16 protein-coding genes are annotated in these 18,364 nt (G+C 51.6%); 6 read left to right on the top strand and 10 right to left on the bottom strand.

Features of this window, described 5'->3' with window-relative positions:
* Positions 1-9: 9 nt before the first annotated feature.
* The 3 genes from ACO0LC_RS22980 to ACO0LC_RS22970 form a co-directional block, all read right to left on the bottom strand.
* Entirely contained in the window at positions 10-1,638 is a 1,629-nt protein-coding gene (locus ACO0LC_RS22980; RefSeq protein ID WP_423007489.1) for an alkaline phosphatase D family protein, read from the bottom strand.
* 95 nt (positions 1,639-1,733) lie between these two features.
* The gene (locus tag ACO0LC_RS22975) at positions 1,734-2,000 is read right to left on the bottom strand and encodes a hypothetical protein (RefSeq protein WP_423007487.1); all 267 of its coding nucleotides are present in this window, start codon (positions 1,998-2,000) and stop codon (positions 1,734-1,736) included.
* A 227-nt stretch (positions 2,001-2,227) separates the two neighbouring features.
* Entirely contained in the window at positions 2,228-2,974 is a 747-nt protein-coding gene (locus tag ACO0LC_RS22970; protein WP_423007485.1) for an energy transducer TonB, read from the bottom strand.
* Between the two features lie 364 nt (positions 2,975-3,338).
* Between ACO0LC_RS22970 and ACO0LC_RS22965 the strand changes: the two genes are divergently transcribed.
* The 4 genes from ACO0LC_RS22965 (at position 3,339) to ACO0LC_RS22950 (ending at position 7,112) form a co-directional block, all read left to right on the top strand.
* Complete coding sequence (locus tag ACO0LC_RS22965; RefSeq protein WP_423007483.1) at positions 3,339-3,980, top strand: response regulator; 642 nt, start codon at positions 3,339-3,341, stop codon at positions 3,978-3,980.
* Between the two features lie 43 nt (positions 3,981-4,023).
* The gene (locus tag ACO0LC_RS22960) at positions 4,024-5,568 is read left to right on the top strand and encodes an ATP-binding protein (protein ID WP_423007481.1); all 1,545 of its coding nucleotides are present in this window, start codon (positions 4,024-4,026) and stop codon (positions 5,566-5,568) included.
* Positions 5,569-5,666: 98 nt separating this feature from the next.
* On the top strand, positions 5,667-6,788 hold the full coding sequence (locus ACO0LC_RS22955; RefSeq protein ID WP_423007479.1) for a heavy metal-binding domain-containing protein: 1,122 nt from the start codon (positions 5,667-5,669) through the stop codon (positions 6,786-6,788).
* A gap of 54 nt (positions 6,789-6,842) precedes the next feature.
* On the top strand, positions 6,843-7,112 hold the full coding sequence (locus tag ACO0LC_RS22950; protein WP_423007478.1) for a hypothetical protein: 270 nt from the start codon (positions 6,843-6,845) through the stop codon (positions 7,110-7,112).
* Between the two features lie 153 nt (positions 7,113-7,265).
* On the opposite strand, the gene ACO0LC_RS22945 is transcribed toward ACO0LC_RS22950, so the two are convergent.
* Together ACO0LC_RS22945 and ACO0LC_RS22940 are read right to left on the bottom strand one after the other, a co-directional pair.
* The gene (locus tag ACO0LC_RS22945; protein WP_423007476.1) at positions 7,266-9,020 is read right to left on the bottom strand and encodes an ABC-F family ATP-binding cassette domain-containing protein; all 1,755 of its coding nucleotides are present in this window, start codon (positions 9,018-9,020) and stop codon (positions 7,266-7,268) included.
* Positions 9,021-9,310: 290 nt separating this feature from the next.
* Positions 9,311-10,174 (bottom strand): intradiol ring-cleavage dioxygenase, encoded by an 864-nt coding sequence (locus tag ACO0LC_RS22940; RefSeq protein WP_423007474.1) that lies wholly within the window; start codon positions 10,172-10,174, stop codon positions 9,311-9,313.
* Positions 10,175-10,389: 215 nt separating this feature from the next.
* Between ACO0LC_RS22940 and ACO0LC_RS22935 the strand changes: the two genes are divergently transcribed.
* On the top strand, positions 10,390-11,079 hold the full coding sequence (locus tag ACO0LC_RS22935; protein WP_423007472.1) for a response regulator: 690 nt from the start codon (positions 10,390-10,392) through the stop codon (positions 11,077-11,079).
* A 2-nt stretch (positions 11,080-11,081) separates the two neighbouring features.
* A complete protein-coding gene (locus ACO0LC_RS22930) occupies positions 11,082-12,293 on the top strand; it encodes an ATP-binding protein (protein WP_423007470.1) in 1,212 nt (403 codons plus the stop codon).
* A 1-nt stretch (position 12,294) separates the two neighbouring features.
* Here the strand turns inward: ACO0LC_RS22930 and ACO0LC_RS22925 are convergent, their stop codons facing one another.
* The 5 genes from ACO0LC_RS22925 to ACO0LC_RS22905 are packed head-to-tail and all read right to left on the bottom strand — an operon-like array spanning position 12,295 to position 18,353.
* Positions 12,295-13,653, bottom strand: coding sequence for a sensor histidine kinase (locus ACO0LC_RS22925; protein WP_423007468.1), 1,359 nt, complete (start codon positions 13,651-13,653; stop codon positions 12,295-12,297).
* Positions 13,650-14,984 carry a sigma-54-dependent transcriptional regulator gene (locus ACO0LC_RS22920; RefSeq protein ID WP_423007466.1) on the bottom strand — a complete coding sequence of 445 codons (1,335 nt, stop codon included), beginning with the start codon at positions 14,982-14,984 and terminating at the stop codon, positions 13,650-13,652. The genes ACO0LC_RS22925 and ACO0LC_RS22920 overlap by 4 nt, the downstream gene beginning before the upstream one ends.
* 33 nt (positions 14,985-15,017) lie before the next feature.
* Positions 15,018-16,265 (bottom strand): ABC transporter permease, encoded by a 1,248-nt coding sequence (locus tag ACO0LC_RS22915; RefSeq protein WP_423007464.1) that lies wholly within the window; start codon positions 16,263-16,265, stop codon positions 15,018-15,020.
* 7 nt (positions 16,266-16,272) lie between these two features.
* Positions 16,273-17,586: an ABC transporter permease gene (locus ACO0LC_RS22910; RefSeq protein WP_423007462.1), complete on the bottom strand. Its 1,314-nt coding sequence runs from the start codon at positions 17,584-17,586 to the stop codon at positions 16,273-16,275.
* A gap of 11 nt (positions 17,587-17,597) precedes the next feature.
* The gene (locus ACO0LC_RS22905) at positions 17,598-18,353 is read right to left on the bottom strand and encodes an ABC transporter ATP-binding protein (RefSeq protein ID WP_423007460.1); all 756 of its coding nucleotides are present in this window, start codon (positions 18,351-18,353) and stop codon (positions 17,598-17,600) included.
* Between the last annotated feature and the right edge of the window lie 11 nt (positions 18,354-18,364).

The following is an 18,364-nucleotide window of genomic DNA, read 5'->3' as shown; positions in this document are numbered from 1 at the left end:
ATGCAGATTTCAAGCCTCGGGCGCGATATCGACCTTATACAGATTCTTGCCATCGATATCATGGATGGATACCGTCATTGCCTTGGTCTTGGCATCGATTTTCGCTATGCCGAAAAATTGCAGTAAGTCTGTAGGCGGACGATTTTGTTTCATCTCTTTTGGGACGCTCACATATTTCACATCGGGCCCAAAAGTCTGGTCGACTTCATTGGGACCAAAAGTGCCTGCATTTAAGGGCCCGCCGACAAATTCCCAGAAGGGCTTGAAGTCAGTGAACTGGGCTTTCTCTGGGGTGTAATAAGTCGCTGCTGCATAGTGGACATCGGCAGTGACCCAGACCACGTTCTTGATATTGTGTTGCTTGATGAATTTGAGTATCTCGGCAATTTCCAGTTCACGTCCCAGTGGCTTGCCATTTTCGCCATTGGCCCAGGCTTCATAAGTGCCCTTGGGTACGTCAGGATTGAGGTCGGGTACTACGATGGAAATAGGCATGTCGCTGGCGATGACTTTCCAGGTCGAGCGTGAACGCAGCAAGGCTTGCTTGAGCCATTGCAATTGCGGTTTACCGAGGAAGGCAGCATCCTCATTCAAACTGGTTTGCAGGTTTGGCGAATTTTTACCGCGATAGCTACGCTCATCGAGCATGAAGACTTCCAGCAAGGGACCATAATTGAACATGCGGTAGATACGGTCTGGATCATGCTGGTCTATGCGATAGGGATTGTATTCAAACATGGCCCTACGTGCATGACCTGCCAGGGTATTCAAGTCACGCTGCTGGTAACGTTTTTCTGCCTCGCCTATCTGCTGGCCGGGATACCAATTATTGCGTACTTCATGATCATCCCATTGCACCAGAAAAGGTACTTCGGCAGCAAAGCGTCGCTTGTTGACATCCAGGAAGTTATAGGCAAAATTGCCGCGATAATCGGCCAGGGTTTCTGCTACCTTGGACTTGGCGGGCGTTACCAGATTATTCCAGAGACTGCCATCGTCGAGTTTGACCTGGGCTGGTATCGGTCCATCAGCATAAATCTGGTCACCGGAATGAATAAAGAAATCAGGCTGGAAACGGCGCATGCTTTCATAGATACGATAACCACCAAACGCTTCATTGATACCCCAGCCCTGGCCTGCCTCATCGCCCGAGAATGCAAAAGTGATGTCGCGTTCTGTGCCGCCGGGTAAGAGCAAGCTACCTGACACTGCTTCACTGCTGGCGGAAGGATTTTGCAAGTCCTGGAAACGCACGCGGTAAAAAGTACGCTGGCCAGCAGGCAGACCGCTGAGGTCTATGCGTGCCGTGTAATCGCTGCTGGGCAGTGCCAGTGGGCCGCTGATGCTACGGGCATTTTTGAAGGATTCATTATTGGCGTATTCGAGCAGCATGCGTGCTGGCCTGTCAGTACGGCTCCAGATAATGGCTTTGTCGCGGTTGATGTCGCCACTCATGACACCACAAGGCAGTTGTGGACGCGATTTTTCTGCCGTGATGAAGGCAGGAGTCGTATTTTGTGCCTTGACCAGCTTGGGCAGGGCAGCGCCGGCGATCAGGGCACCTGTGCCAGTCGTGACATTGCAGAGGAACTGGCGGCGCTGCAGATTATTCTTGCTTGGGTTCTTATCATTGGACATGGCTTTCCTTGGCTAGGGCTGGAGTAGCGTCGTATTCTAAAGCGCCAGTATGACCAAGGTATGTCAATGCGAAAGTCGCACTTAGGAAGCAAATTCTAGGAGGCCCATTCCAGGAAATCAGTTCTGTGTGAAAGTGCGTCATCATCGCTTCTGCGCTTGCGGAAATCCATGATGGTGGCCGTTGTGACTACCAGCATACCCAGTGGTAATAAGCAGGCACATAGCATGATGATCCAGCTCAGATAAGGCGCGTGTGCAAATATGCTGTGATAAGCCTGGTGAGCATATACTGGCGCGCTGCCCGCAGGACCCCGTACATTCACCATCAGCACTGGCAAGTCAACACTTTGGCCTGAAGCCATATTGAAATCCTTTTGAGGTATATGCTGGCTTGGTTCAGGGGGGAGCGTGGCAGTTGCAAACGGGGTCAGCAAGCAACTGCAGAGCAAGCAAAGAACATAAAAACAGAGACGAAAGCTGAGTTTCTTAGTCATGGCTATGAGCTGAGATGGTCAAAAAAACTGCCATGCCCACCGCATAGCGGGAAGGCAGGCAGCACAAAGGGTTTGGCTATCGAAATACTTTTTGCTCAATCTATCTTCCAGACGTATTGCACCTTGGTCCAGCTTTGTTGTGCCACACCATCTATGGTCCCTGGGGTGAAGCGGCACAGTGACAAGGCTTGCGTGGCGGCACGGTCAAGTGCACGGTAGCCGCTGCTTTCCATGGTCTTGGTCTCGACGACTTTGCCATCCGTACCTATCAGCATCGATAAAGTGACGGTGCCGGTTTCGCCATTGCGTATGGAACTGGCAGGATAAGCCGGTTTGTCACAGGCATTGAAGTTAATCACAGCGGCGACATGGATGGGATTTTTGGGAGGAGCTATAGCCGCCACTACTGTTCCATCTATGGTGCCGCCCGCTGTACTTTTCCCGGTATCTTTAATACCAGTGTTGGTAGTGGTAAGCCCACTTTCATCGATTATGGGCGGCCTGTTGGTCACAATCTCGGGGATTACCAGCGGAGGGCTAATCGGATCTTTCAGCTTGGTCTCTAATTTAGGTGGTGGAAGCTTTTCTCTTTCCACAGGCTTTTCTATTTGGGTGACCTGAATAGGGCCTTCATCCTTATGGCGGTTAATCGTTATCTTCATACTGCTCAACAATGCCGCCAGCAATGCAACATGCAACAAAGCAACAACGCCCAAGCGTGACATGCGTTTCAAGGGCTGATACTGGTTTTCTGTGAATTCCATATTGTTCTCCAGGTTCGTGGTCAGTCCAGGAATGGCCAAACGTTGATTGCCATGCCAGGGATAAGCTTGGATTGGCACGCCATATTTCCGACTTTTACTGCCCATCGGAAATGGGTTTGATAGTTTTGCGCAATCCATGTGCTTTAAGATAGCAATAAAAATGTCACTTGAAAAGTATTTATTTTGAATTTCAAATGATTTTTTTTATCATTTAAAATGATTTTTTTACTTAACACCTTATTTTTGATGATAAAAAGCTACATTAATCTCATTTCGAATGGGCACTGCATGTCTAGCTAACGGCCCGGCAATCACCTGGCTTTGCTTAACGCAAAGATTAGTCAGGTATTTCACAGCTATGATTGATATAATTGCTAGTGAAAAGCATTATGATTGCGTCTAAGAAGCAAAATGCTTTGCTAAACTATAAGGTGTTGTAAATATGCAAAATGGCATAAAAGTATTGCTGGCAGACGATCATCCCATCGTTATGACGGGTTTTGCCATGTCACTTGGTAATCTGGGCATCACTGTGCTGGGGCAGGCCAAGACGCCGCAAGAGGCATTTGAGCAATATGCGGCACTCAAGCCTGATGTGGTGATACTGGACATACGTTTTGGTGCTGACCTGACAGGGCTGGACGCGGCGCGCAATATACTTGCGCAATACCCAGATGCGAAAATTATCTTCCTTAGCCAATTCGACCAGGATGCCCTGATCAAGGAAACCTATCGCCTGGGGGCCAAAGCCTTTGTCACCAAGGATTGTGATCCGGCTGACCTGGCGACTGCCGTGCAGCGCGCCCACCTGGGGGAGTTGTATTTCTTGCCGCAGATAGCCGAGCGTCTGGCAAATTTATCAGTACGCGGTGACGAGTCGCCGCAATCCCTGCTTAATGAGCGTGACCTGGAAATCTTCAAGCTCATGGCCGAAGGTTTGACCAATGCCGAGATCGCCGAAAGGCTGGACTTGTCTTTGAAAACCATCAGCAATGTCAGCCAGACCATCAAGGAAAAACTGGGCGTGCACAGGCCTGCGTATATCACCAAGCTGGCCGTCAAGCATGGCTTGATTGCGCCATGAGCAGGCTCAAGGGCAATGTGGCACTGACACTGGCTCTGGTGCCATGAAGTTTTCTGCATTGCTCTGGCGAAACTGGAACTTGCGTTCGCGTCTGTTCCTGATCATCTTGTCGCCCGTCATCTATATGTTTTGTTCCATGGTCTGGTATACCTATCATTCCAGGCTGGAAGAAGGCAAGGGCGAACTGGCAGAGCGTGCCTACGTAGTGTCCACCGCATTGGCAGAGAGTGTGGAATACAATTTGCTGACCAGGAATTTACCAGGTTTGAAAAGCACTATGACTGATGTCATGCTGTCAGACCGCAGCATACATAGAATCGATGTGCTGGATGTGGAAAAGAAAGATGTCTTGCATATTATTTCTACTGAAAAAATACTCAGTACGGAACGCTATGTCGAAGTGCCAGTCAAACGACAACTGGTATGGGTTAATTTGCTCAGGAATGCGCAAAATGCGCAGAGTGCCAACAGCACGACCATTCCTATGGAAATCAGCGCAGTTGACAAAAAAAAAGCAGAAAAGAATGCCGATGTACTTGGCTATGTCAGGGTTACCATGTCAGCGACACGCATGCTGGCCAAGCATAGCCAGCGTTTCTTTTTTGAACTGGCCATTAGTGCACTGGCCCTGTTTGTCAGTGCAGTGCTGGCAGTGTATCTGTCGATGAGCCTGACCCGGCCCTTGCAGACAGCCATAGAAACCCTGCGTGAAATACGTGAGGGTGATTATTCCAGCAAGCTGGAGGTAACGACAGGTGGCGAGATAGGTGATTTGCAGACTTCCATCAATGCCATGTCGCTCAGTTTGCAGCAAGCCAAGCAAGACCTGGAAAACAAGGTACAGGACAGAACCAGGGACTTGATGGCATCGCGCAATGAAGCACTGAAAGCCAATGCAGAAAAACGCAAGCTGATACAAAAAGTCCATCACATAGTCGAAGATGAACGTAAGAGCATCGCCATAGAAATTCATGATGAATTGAATGCCTCATTGATTGCGGCCAGGCTGGAAGCGCAGCGCATACAATTTCTGGCAGCACAGATGGACGCTGGTGCAGCGACCATGGAAATTCAGGAACGTGCCAAAGCCATCACCAAACTGACTTTGGATTTATATGCCAATGGCCGCAACTTGGTGCGCCGCTTGCGCCCTGAAGTGCTGGACATGCTGGGTTTGCAAGGTGCAGTAGAAGACATGCTCAGGCACTACAACACGAATGTGCCGGGCTGCCAGTTTCATTTTGACAGTGAAGGCGATTTTTCCAGGCTTGATAGTGGCCTGGCGATTTCTGTCTACCGCATCATACAAGAGGCCTTGTCCAACATCATGAAACATGCCCAGGCCAGCCAGGTTGAAGTGGCTTTGAGCATGCTGGAAGAACAGCAGAGCTTGCAGATAGAGGTCAGTGACAATGGCAGGGGCTTTGATATTCACCATAGCTCGGCAGGCATAGGTATTACCGGCATGCGTGAGCGTGTGGCGGCTTTTAATGGTGAAATGGAATTGCATTCTTCATCTACCGAAGGGACGCAGGTCGTGATACGTTTTCCTTTGCTGGCTAACACTGCAGCTATTGATCAGGATTGAATTGAGTCTCCACAGTCAGCCTGACTTAAGACAGGTTTTTAAACTAGTTAAGAACAGCCAGTATCGTAATTGATGTCTACATCCACCAGGGAAACCACATGACACAAGTAACCGGATTATCAGGGAATGAAATATTTTGCCTCGCCAAAAAGAATATGCGCCCAGGTGAAATTGTGGTTGGCAATAGCGTCAACTCCATGGGTTTTTTTGGCAGCATTGGTGCAGGTGTAGGAAATATTCTAGGTGGCGAGATCGCGCAAATTACATCGGTGATACATGATGGGCGGGCCCATGCATTTTCCCGTATGGTGCGCGAAGCGATACAACATGATGCTGATGGCGTGGCCGGGGTTACCAGTGAATTGCGCTCTTTGAGAGGCAAGACCGAGTTCCTTTTTGTCGGTTCGGCGGTTCATGTGCCTGGCAATACCAAGGCATTGTTTACCAGTGCTGGCGATGCGCAGGAATTGTATTGCCACATGGATGCAGGGTACCAGCCCTTGCAGCATGTGTTTGGTAATGTGGCTTATTCCATGGGCATAGGCGGCAATATCCTGGGTTCATTGAAAACCATGGTGCGCGGCGAGATCAGGGAGTTCAGTGACATCTTCAACGTCACACGGCATGTGGCGCTGGAACGGCTAGTCAAACAAGCCAAGGCGAGTGGTGCCAACTCGGTGGTGGGGATACGCACTACCATAGAAAAATGGATGGGTGTGCATGAAATGCTGATGACAGGAACCGCAGCATTCAATAGCGATTTGCCGCAATGGGCCAGCCTTAATCCTGTCACCAGCGATATGACGGGGGAAGAACTGTGGTCCATGACCAGTCTGGGCTTTGCACCTGTCAAGTTGCTGATGTCGACCTCGATTTATTCCCTGGGTTTGATTGGTGGCTTTCTGGCCACGGTGAAATCCATCAAGAAAGGCGAAATCAGTGATTTGACCACACTCATCCATGATGCCAGGGTGAATGCCGTGGATAGATTAAAACGTGAAGCAAGCGAGATAGGCGCTGACGAGGTGATAGGTGTAAAAACTTATATCGCCGAGATAGGAAATGGCCTGGTGGAATTCATGGCCATAGGTACGGCAGTCAAAAAGATCAGTGGCATGACGGTCAAGACTTCGGCATTGCCAGTACAAGCCATCATCCGTGATCGTGATACCTGGATAGATGGAGAGTTTGGCGTTTCACTGGACAGGCAAAGTGCCTGACAAAGTGTCACGAAAAAAAGAGTTTGCATAGAAATTAGAGAGGTTGAGAGTCAGGTGGAAAAACCGGCTTTCTGCCATTGTTTAATATCTGAGCCCATGTTTGCCGGGCTAAGATGTAAGGGATATCAAGAATATCAATCATATGAAGCCGCTGTTAAAGATCTTGCTAGCGATCATTCCCTTATCTCTGCTCGCTATTTTTGCCGTCGTGCAGGACTGGCTTTCCAGTTCAACTGCTACGTATTTGATTTTCTTTGTGGCATTCGTGGTTTTGGCGAGCTGGATATTTTCCCGCGTATTGTCCAAAGGCAGACGTCAGGATGAAAATTTAATCGCCTGTCCTGCATGCAAAATGCGCACGGATAGTCAAAGGGATGAATGCATGTGGTGTGATCAGGGTTTGCCTGAGAGTTAAAAAACGAAGCAGCATGCCAGGCTTGCCTGGAAAGCTGCTTCGATAAATTTAAAAACCTGGGATCAATTTAGTCCAAGCAAGTGAGACAAACCAGCCATTTCTTGACGCCAGCTTGCTTGCTGCTGTGCTTTTTGGTGTTTGGGTTTGCGTGCCAGGTCAGCTTGCAATAAATCCTCCAGCTCACACAATCTTTGCAAGGCCAGCTCGCTGTCATTGAGAACAATGTCAACCGCCTTGACAGGTTCGGCATATTGTTCTTTCTGTCCTGGGTTAAGCACTGGCTTGTTGCGCAAACACTGATAAGCACTTTCTGCATCCAGCCATCTTTCCAGGCGACCATCTTGCACTACCCAGAATTCTTGACAGCTCTGCTCTATCAGATCACGGTCATGCGAGACCAGCAAAAAACCACCGGCAAAACTTGCGAGTGCCTCAGTCAATTCCTGCTTGCCCTGCATGTCCAGATGATTGGTAGGTTCATCGAGAAACAGCAGATGATAGCTGGCCAGTGATAGCGCCAGAAACAGCAGGCGCGCTCTTTCACCACCGCTCAGCGATGCTACTTTTTGCTGGTGACGGTGATAGGGAAATCCTGCCGAAATCAGGGCTTGCTTGCGTACCAGCTCTGTCCTGGCCAAGCCCGAGCCTGCGACAAAGGGATACAGCGCATCCGGCAGGCTGGCATCATCACGCAATTGCTGCAAAGACTGGTCGTAATAACCTATCTGCGCTGCTGCATGCCAGCGTATCTGTGCAGTCTCTTGCTGCAACAGGATGGCTTGCCAGCATTGCCTGAGCAGGGAAGACTTGCCAGTACCATTCGCACCCAGCAAGGCGATCTTGTCACCTGGCCGTATATTGAATTGCTCCAGTGTGAATAAACCAAGCAAGTCTGGTGTGGCCCTGACCGTCAAGTTTTCCAGTTGCAGCAAATGATTGGCGGCTGAAGCCTTGCCATGCAATTGCAAAGTCCAGGGCTGGCCTTCGGTGACGGTGGTTTGTTCTTCCTTTAGCCGGTCTACCCGTTTTTGCATGCTCTTGGCCTTGCGTGCCAGTTTTTCATTGTCATAGGTGCTGCCCCAGATAGCCAGGCGTTTGCTGCTGGCCGCCAGACGGTCTATTTCTGATTGCTCAGCATCACGTCTGGCTTGCGCAGCTTCATCCGCCAGTTCCAGGGATTGCAGGGCCGCGGTGCAAGGTTGATCGAAGCAGGTGATTTGCCTGTCACGCAAGATCCAGCTTTGCAGCGTCACCCGATTCAACAGGCGCTGGTCATGCGATACCAGTACAAATGCCCCTTTCCAGTTCAGCAAGAACTCTTCCAGCCATAGCAGGGATGGCAAGTCCAGGTGGTTACTGGGTTCGTCCAATAATAAGAGATTGGGGTCGCGCAGCAAGGCACGTCCCAGTAGTAGCCGGGTGTGCTGGCCACCGGACAGGGATTGCACAGCGACTTTGGCGGTGACGGCATCTATGTCCAGCTCTTGCAAGAGGCTGTCGACGCGCCAGTGTAATTCTGGCATCTCACCTATATCGCCTATGGCGTCGAGCATGGCATCGTAGAGGCTGAGTGCATGCAGGGCAGGTGGCAAGTGTTGTTCCACATATTGCAGGCGACACAGACCTGCCATTTGTATGCTGCCGCTGCTGGTGCTACGTTGCCCGGCCAGCAGGGAGAGCAGGGTGGATTTGCCGCTGCCATTGTGGCCTATCAAGCCTATGCGCTGGCCAACTTGCAAGGTGAATTGCAGATCCTGGAATAAAACGCCGTGGCAGGTTTCCAGTTGTAATGCTTGTGTAGATAATAAGGTAGTCATGCTCTTGTCTTTGATTTGGGATGCAAGCATCCACGTCAACAGGAGCGCTAACGATGTGAGCCGAGAACAGGCCCTAAGATGGGGGATGGGAAATATGCTCTCGTCTGTTTATCGCAGCGCGATGGAACCAGGACAAGAGATAGCAAATATACCAAAGTTAGATACGCGCCATACTGCGTATTTAATTACTTCCATGTTTCCTCCTTTCTTTAAAAGAGTTTGAGCAAAAACCGATTCTATTCAAATACCTGTGGCAAGGCAAGACTGGTCTGCCACAGGCATTGCAGGAATTACACGGATATACCCACCGTCAAAGTCACCACATAACCCAGTGTTGCATTGCCAGTGACACTGACCATTTGCAGGCTGGTGCCATCGCTGAAGACATTATCTGTTGCATACGTGATTTGCGAGAGATTGCGCACACTGTTTGAGTAGCCGGTCGCCTGGTAGGCTTCATTCAGGGTCGCCATGGGGAAGGTGAATTGTGAAGTCTTGAGCTTGTTATTGGCATTGCTGATTTTGCTGCTGCCGGGGTAGACCTCAAAATGCACATGCGGGATACGCCCGGCATAGCAGCCAGGAAAGATAGTGGTAAAACTGACATTGCCGTTGCTATCGGTTTCTTGCACGCCACGCAGGTAGTTCTCTGCGGTGACACCGGATGAATACATGGAATAATTACCATCACGGTCACAATGCCAGAGGTAGATGGCATAGCCAGCCAGCGAGGCACAACTGCCCTTGGTATTGACCAGTTGCAATTTGATGGTCAAAGGCACTCCAGCGGCAACACCACTGGCACCGGCAATACTGGAACGTATATCGCTGCGCACGATGCCAGACAAGGCCAGGGCATTGGCGATGCTGATGCCATTGCTATTCGTGCCATCGCCAGGGTAGGGGCCAGCAGTTTCTTCCGGGATGATGCTACAGGAAGCTGTGCTGCTGCCTGTCGTCGTGCCACTGGTTGTGCCTGTGCTGCCAGTAGTTGTCGTCCCGCTTGCTGTGGTGCTGGCATCACTGCCACCACCGCAGCCCAGCAAGCTCGCAGCGCCACCAACCGACATCCAGCGCAACATCTGCCTGCGTGAGGCGGCTGCTTGCATCAGGGTATGAAGGTCGGTTTCCAGTTGGTTTGTATGCTTGTCCATGATGTCTTTTCCTTGCTGTTGGTGTTGCTGCATTGTGTCGTGGTGACTTGTTAAGTGCAGTAAAGCCAAGGTAAAGTTAGGTAAGGATTTTGTGTCATCACCAAAAAAACCCAGGTAACACTGACAAACTGTAAAAGCGGGTAAATTTACCCATGAGCCAGGGAGGCTTTGTTATCATCATCGGCAACTGAAATCACTTTTCTTTTTTCGCCCATATGACCAAGGTATTGCTTGCAGACGATGACGTTGAACTGGTAGGCATGCTCAAGGAATACCTGGAGCGTGAGGATTTTGTCATCACTACCGTACATGACGGTGAGCAGGCAGTGCAAGAGGCACTGACTGGCCAGCATGCGATTGCCGTGCTGGATGTCATGATGCCGCGCATGAACGGCATCGAAGCTTTGCGCCGCATACGTGAACATAGCCGCATACCTGTACTGATGCTAACAGCGCGCGGTGACGATGTAGATCGCATCATAGGCCTGGAACTGGGGGCGGATGATTATGTGCCCAAACCCTGTACTCCCCGTGAATTGCTGGCCAGGCTCAGGGCCATCTTGCGTCGCACAGAAATGGGAATGAGCACCGAGCAGGACAGACTGTGCCTGGTGGTTGGCGCACTGCAATTATGGCCGGGTCAGCGTCGGGCAGAGTGGAATAATAAATTGCTGGAACTGACCAGTACCGAATTCACCCTGTTGGAACTGCTGGCCAGAAATGCCGGGCAAACTGTCAGCAAAAATGAATTGTCTGAACAAGGGCTGGGGCGACCAGTGGCCAGATTCGACAGGAATATCGATGTCCACCTGAGTAGCATACGCCAGAAAATCAGTGCCTTTGCCGATGGCCGTGCCGTCATACAGACGGTGTATCGCCAGGGCTATATGCTGACGCGCGAGTGAACATGCTGAAACTCGGACGTTTATTCTGGAAATTCTTTTTCTTTATCTGGCTGGCACAATTGACAGCGATAGCAGGCATCAGTGTCACTTTCTGGATCAAGCATAGTAATGAAGAATTAACCCGATCAGTGGCCGCCACGGGCATGAATGCCGGCAAACCTGGGCAAGAAAGCACGTATGGACCTGACGGGCCTGGGCCCGGCCCGGGACCAGGCTTTCATCACGGTGAAGTTCCGGGGAAAACGCCTGGCGATCATGGACTGCAAGCGATGGGGCAGCGCAAGCCACCACCTGATAACGGCGACATGCGTGCCCTGATCCCCATGACTTGCGCTTTGCTGGCCAGCCTCTTATTTGCTGCCCTGATGGCCTGGTATATGTCCAAGCCCATACGTCAGCTCAGTGTTGCCTTGCAGGCCATGGCCTGCGGCAAGCTGCAGACACGCATAGGTGATAGCATGGGGCGGCGCCAGGATGAGTTGACTGAACTGGGTCGCGACTTTGACCGTATGGCCGAGCAATTGTCAGGCTCCCTGCAAAGCCAACGCCGCCTCTTGCATGACGTGTCGCATGAATTGCGTTCGCCTCTGGCACGTTTGCAGGCTGCCATAGGCCTGGCCCGTCAGCAACCTGACAAGGCAGAAGAATATATGTTGCGCATGGATAAAGAAGCGGTGCGCATGGACAAGCTGGTCGGTGAAATCCTCACCTTGTCGCGGCTTGAGGCCGGTACCCATGCCGGGCAAGACTTGATACACATGGATGAATTATTTGCCGACCTTAGTGACAATGCCCATTTTGAAGCGAAGACTGCGTGCAAGACTTTCAAGACGGTGTTTTCTGAAGATGAGATACACAAGGTATGTGTATTGGGGCGTTATGAATTACTCCATCGTGCCATGGAAAACGTCTTGCGCAATGCCATCCGGCATACCCGCCCCGATACTCTCGTGACCTTGCAAGCCGAGGTGAAGGAGGGGCAATTGCATATTTCGGTAATGGATGAAGGGAATGGTGTACCGGAGGCTGAGTTGCAAAGCATCTTCCAGCCTTTTTATCGCAGTGCGCTGGCAGAGCATGGCAGCGAAGGCTATGGCCTGGGCCTGGCAATCACCCAGCGCGTGATACAGGCACATGGTGGCAGCATACAGGCCAGCAATCGCCCTGGTACTGGATTGTGCATGCAGATGAGGCTGCCAATCGCTTTTGTTTAATTTAGATAAGCGGCAAGAACAGACTGACCGTTAATCCCCCGCCTTCACGATTCTGCAAGCTGATCCTGCCACCATGTGCTTCGATGATTTCTCGCACCAGAGCCAGGCCCAGGCCAGTGCCGCTGCGCTTGGTGGAATAGAATGGAATCAAGGCATTCGACATTACCGTATCGCTCATACCGCTACCCCTGTCCATGACTTCTATGCGCGCCATGCCCTGCAATACACGTATGCTGAGGCTGACGTCGTCTTCCCTGGAGCCGGATTCGTGGGCATTCTTCAGTAAATTCAGCAGGGCATGCTCCATCTGGGCGCGGTCCAGATTGACTGCTTCTTCCGGCAAACTGTCGACGATGGTGAAAATGACCTGGGACTTCAAACCAGCGATGAAGCTATTCCAATGCGTGTGTTCCAGCCTGGGTGTCGGCAACTTGGCAAAGCGCGCATAGCCATCGATGAAGCTTTCCAGATGGCGGGTGCGTTCTTCTATGGTGTGCAAGATACCGGGCAGGCGTTCGGTCTGGCCACGGCTGACCAGTACGGCGGCAGAATTCGCCAGCGAGGCTATCGGGGCCAGGGAATTATTCAATTCATGGCTGATGACACGTATGACTTTTTTCCAGGTCTGCACCTCCTGGCGACGCAATTCCACCGTCAGGTGGCGCAGCAAGAATAATTCATGGTGGCGGCCATTCAGGCTGAAGTTGCGACGGGCCAGGTGATAGACTTCTTCCTCTTCTTCGGCATCCCTGGCGGCGACAGTGAACAAGCCATCACCACCGCGTTGTATGGCTTCAAACAGTGAGCTGGAAACCTGGGTCAGGACATCGTTAAAGCTGAAACCTTCCAGCTTGCGCCCCTGGTTCAGCAATTGCCTGGCAGCGATATTGGCAAATACGATGGGGCCGTGGTCAGCCACCAGCATCATCGCTACCGGCGTATTTTGCACCATGGTATCGAGTAAAAGTTCCCGCTGTACCAAGTCCAGTCTTTGCCTGCGCAAAACATCACCCAGTGCATTGTGAGCTTCCACCAGTTCACCCAACTCATCTTGCAAGGGCCAGTGCACGCCTATGGAGAAATCATTGTCCTGATAACTGATGACTGTGCCCGCCAGTGTATGAAACAGCTTTATCATGGCTTGCAACTGGCTGCGCAAGATACCCAGGCCTATCGGCAAGACAATCGCCAGGCTGAGGCCTGTTGCTAACCAAAGCTGGTCGGGCAATAAATACAGCATCAGCATGCTGATGGCGACTGTTAGCAGTAGTATTGCCACCATCAACAAACTCAGGCGGCTGAGTATGGAGAACAGAGGTTTTTTACTGGCCCCGCTGGCTGGCGGCGTTTGCATTGTCATGCGCTGCGGCTGATGCCCAGCCTGTCCATACGACGATACAGGGCCTGGCGGCTCAGGCCCAGTTCGGCTGCGGCTTGTGCTACTACCCCGTGGGCCTTTTGCAAGGAGCGTTCTATGGCATCCTTGTCGGGTTCATGGTCATTGACCCAGCTATGCGCCAAGGGTAAGCCCAGATCTGTCGGCATGATTTCCGTTTTGGCTGCCAGCAGGCAGGCGCGTTGCATGACATTCTTGAGTTCTCTGACATTGCCGGGCCAGGCATATTGCACCAGTGCTGATGCCGTGCTGGGATGCAGGGTCTTGCCATTGCTCAGGAAATGTTCTGCCAGGGGCAAAATATCGCCGGCGCGTTCTGCCAGCGTGGGTAAATGCAACTCGATGACGTTTAAGCGGTACAGCAAATCCTGGCGGAAGCTGCCAGCCCTGATCATGGCGGGCAAATCAGCATTGGTGGCGCTCAGTACCCTGACCTTGACCTGCCTCTCCTTGTTCGATCCCAATCTTTCAAAACGTCCTGTTTCCAGCACGCGCAATAATTTCATTTGACCGGCGAGTGGCAGGTTACCTATTTCATCAAGGAACAGAGTGCCGCCATCGGCTGCTTCAAACTTGCCTTCACGCGCCTTGCTGGCACCAGTATAAGCCCCGGCTTCAGCGCCAAACAGTTCAGCTTCTATCAGCTCTGCCGGCAGTGCACCGCAATTGAGTACGACAAAAGGGCCATCTTTGACACTGGAATTGGCTTGTATGATTTCGGCGATTCTTTCCTTGCCTGCACCATTTGGCCCAGTAATCAACACAGGTACATCGGCGCGTGCCACCTGGCAAGCCATGCCCAGCACCCGTTCGGTAGCTGCATCATTCCAGACCAGATTGCAGAGATTGAATTTTTGCTCCAGCTCGTGTTTTTGCTTGCGTTCACGCTGCAATCTCTGTTGCAGGGCGCGATTGCTTTGCCCCAGCTCTATCAGGTTCCTGACCGTGGTTAAGAGTTTTTGATCATTCCAGGGTTTGCCGAGGTAGTCGGCAGCACCTGAGCGTATCAATTCCACGGCAGCGTCCAGATGTGTCCAGGCTGTCAGCAAGATGACAGGCAGATCAGGGTAGCGTTTGCGTATTTCAGTGAACAGGGCACGACCTTCATCACCAGAGGTGGTGTCGGCCGTGAAGTTCATATCCTGTATCACCAGGTCGATAGCCTGGTGTTCCAGCATCGCCAGGCCCTGTTCTGGCGATGTGGCGCATACTGCATCAATATCATGCAGGGAAAACAGCACTTCGAGTGCCACCGCGACGGTGGTATTGTCATCAATAATTAATACGGTAGGCATTGTCAGTGTTTGAGTTTTCAAGGCTTAGTGGCTTCAGGTACTGCGGGTAGCAGTGGCTGGTGAAATCGACGCAGCACGTGCCGCCGGTCCCACCACCGCGATGATACCAAGTATCCAGAAAATTACACTGCCTCCGAGCAAATAAGGGACTGGCAGTTTCGTCAATTCCAGTTTGCTGACCAGTAATTGGTTCAGGGCGACCGCCAGTGCCAGCCCGCTGGCGATACCAAAGCTGGTAATCATCAGATTCTCTGTCAGGAAATAGCGCAAGATGTCCACCCTGCGCGCACCCAGGGCACGGCGCACACCTATATGCTTGCGACGCTGCGTTACCCACAGGCTGGAGATGCCGACAATGCCACTGGCCGTCACCAGCAAGAGCAAGATGCAGACGACGATCAGCATCCAGGCCAAACCCCTGTCTGCCTGGTAGCGTCTGCTTCTATCTCCTTCCATGCTGCGCATGTTGATGATCAAAGGCGTTGCTGATGCCTTCCTCAGCACCATTTCCACATCCTTCATGACACGCTCACGCTGATCTGGCGCAGCACGTATGCTGTACTTGGAGTAAGGGTCATTCGACATGCGGATAGGCAAGACGACCGATTGCTCACCTTTCAGGCCGATTTGGGCCCCATGAGTTTGCAAGCGATCAAGCACGCCAATTATGCGGGTAGGATCGGCATCGTCACCGCTACCAAAATAGATGGTTTTTCCAACCGCATTTGCCTGGCCTGGGAATAATTTTTCTGCCAATGCCTTGGTAATAATGACGACGCTTGGAAATTCCTTGCTGGTATTTTGGTCAATTTCCATGTATTCACCAGGACTGAAATCGCGCCCATCGGCCAGTTTCAATCCCCAGATTTTCATCAGGGATTTCGCCGTAACATAGACGGAAGCATAGGATCTCGCACTTCCCGCTTTTTTATCCAGTCCCACAGAGGTTGTGCTACCTGACCATGAGAGCGGTGTCTGGCTTACCCGCACCACGTCTTTTACGCCGGAAACGCCGCGTATTGTGATTTCATCCTGTCTTTGCATGGCTAACTGTTCTGCGTGTTCAGCTGGCTTGCGATTACTGATACTCAGGGAAAAAAGCTCATTTTCTTCTGCCACGCCACTGGGCCGTGACACAATATCCATACGCAATTTGACGATGTAGACGGCATTGGCCAAAATTGCCAGGCTGATTGCGACTTGTATGGCCACCAGGATGGCACCTGTCTTGCTGCGCATCAGCGCAGACAAAATTGGGCGAATTTCCAAATTAAGTTTCATCGTGTTCTCACTGTGATTTGAGTTGTATCGCCGGGGTTACCTGGCAGGCGCGCCAGGTCGGGAACAGACCTGCCAATATTGACGCCGTGACTGACATCACGAAAGTGATAACCAGCATTTGCCAATCCATGTGGGTCAGCACGGTCAGTTCTTTCGATTGCAGGGAAATCAGGGTCAGGGCAACAAAAGCCAGCAGCAAACCTGTCAGGCCACCAACCAGGCCGATGATGCTGCTCTCAATGAGAAATTGATTGAATATCTCTCTGCGTGAGGCGCCTAGCGCACGTCGCACGCCGACTTCTGCAGCACGGACCGAGAATTTTGCCAGTAACAGACCTACCGTATTGACCAGGCACAGCAAGAGAAATCCAAATGCCAGCCAGACAGATAATTTGTTATCGTTACCAACTATCTTGCATTCTTCCAGCCATTCCATGACATTGAATAACTTATTTTTTGCCTGGCGCATATAGCGTCCCAGTTTGCGCTGGTCAGCGGTGTAATTGTCCAGGTAGCTTTGCAGTTCCTGACGCTGGCTTTCAGACTTTAGTTCATACCAGAAATGCAGCCAGGTGCATTCAGAATCCAGTCTCCCCTGCCAGCCTGGCTCAAGCTCGCCAGTGCAGCCCATGCCACCGGAGTGGGTGATTTCATGCCGGATGGCACTTGCAAGAGGAATAAAGAAGTTTTCCTGCTCACCGAATGTTGCATTGCGGCCAGCAAAGCGGTAAAAGCGTGGGCTGGGTTCCCAGGTAGCGAGTACGCCCACTATCTGGAACTGGTGGCCTAGCATGGTCAGGTACTGACCTACAGGATTGCTTTTGCCATACAATTTTTCAGCCAGTTTATTTCCAAGCACGACAACGTCCGCAGCTTTTGCATCGTCATTCTCAGCCCATCCCTGTCCATATAAAAAGGGGGTATCAAACATGCTAAAAAAGTCCCTGGTCGTTGCCACACCTTCTGACGCCATCGCAGGCAAGTCCTTGCGGGCCGGTTCTATGGCAATATCTATACCGTACAGGGCTGTACGTCTTTCGCCTATGGTTCCGGCCAGCAGATTACGGGCATCCCGGTAACTCATTTGATTGTCATTAGGCTCTTCTCCTGGGGTGTAGCCCTTCAAAGGGCCGTTGTCCATCAGGGGTATGAACAGGCGACTGCTTTTTTGCGGGATAGGGTCGCCCGACATCATATGCAAGATGGTCAGGGTAGAGACGCTGGCAGCGACACCGACGGCCAGGGTCAGGACCATCAGGGCAGTCAGTGCCGGGTTACGGCGCAGGCTGCGTATACCCAGTAAGAAATAATATTGAAGCATCCTACTTCTCCTCAAGCCACTGCCGAACGATCGATTTCATTGGCAGAATCTGCCTCTGTATGTCCATCCGCCTTGGCGTCATACAGCGAAGGCATTTTGCGTACCAAGTCACTGACCTGGCCATCGATGATGTGGACATTGCGCTGGGCGCGTACGGCCAGTTCCGGGTCATGTGTCACCATCAGAATCGTCGTACCCTTGGCATTGATTTCTTCCAGCAATTCCATGACGCTGCGTGCCATCTGGGTATCCAGGTTTCCTGTCGGTTCATCGGCCAGCAAGAGTTTGGGCGAGCCTGCCAGGGCACGGGCAATCGCTACGCGCTGTTGCTGGCCACCCGATAATTCGGCTGGATAATGCTTCATGCGTGAAGCCAGGCCCACCTGGGCCAGTGCTGCGTCTATGCGGTCTTTGCGCTCAGTGGCATTCAGACCGCGATAGCGCAGCGGTACATCGACATTGTCGAATAAATTCAGGTCAGGAATCAGATTGAAACCCTGGAAGATGAAACCCAGTTTTTCATTGCGCAGACGAGTGCGGGCATTGTCATCCATGCCTTTGACATTGATGCCGTCAAGCAGATAATCACCATCATTGAAGTCTTCCAGCAAACCGGCAATATTCAAAAATGTCGTCTTGCCAGAACCCGACGGGCCAGTCACAGTCACAAATTCCCCTTCCTTGACGTGGATGTCAAAGCCACGCAGCGCATGGGTTTCTATCAAATGAGTGCGGTAAATTTTGCTCAGGCTTTTCATGCGTAACATGGGATTTCCTT

Source organism: Undibacterium sp. JH2W, assembly GCF_049340425.1.
Classification (GTDB): Bacteria; Pseudomonadota; Gammaproteobacteria; order Burkholderiales; family Burkholderiaceae_D; genus Undibacterium.
Note: the sequence above shows the minus strand (reverse complement) of the source record. Positions and strands in the feature narration are given on the sequence as shown.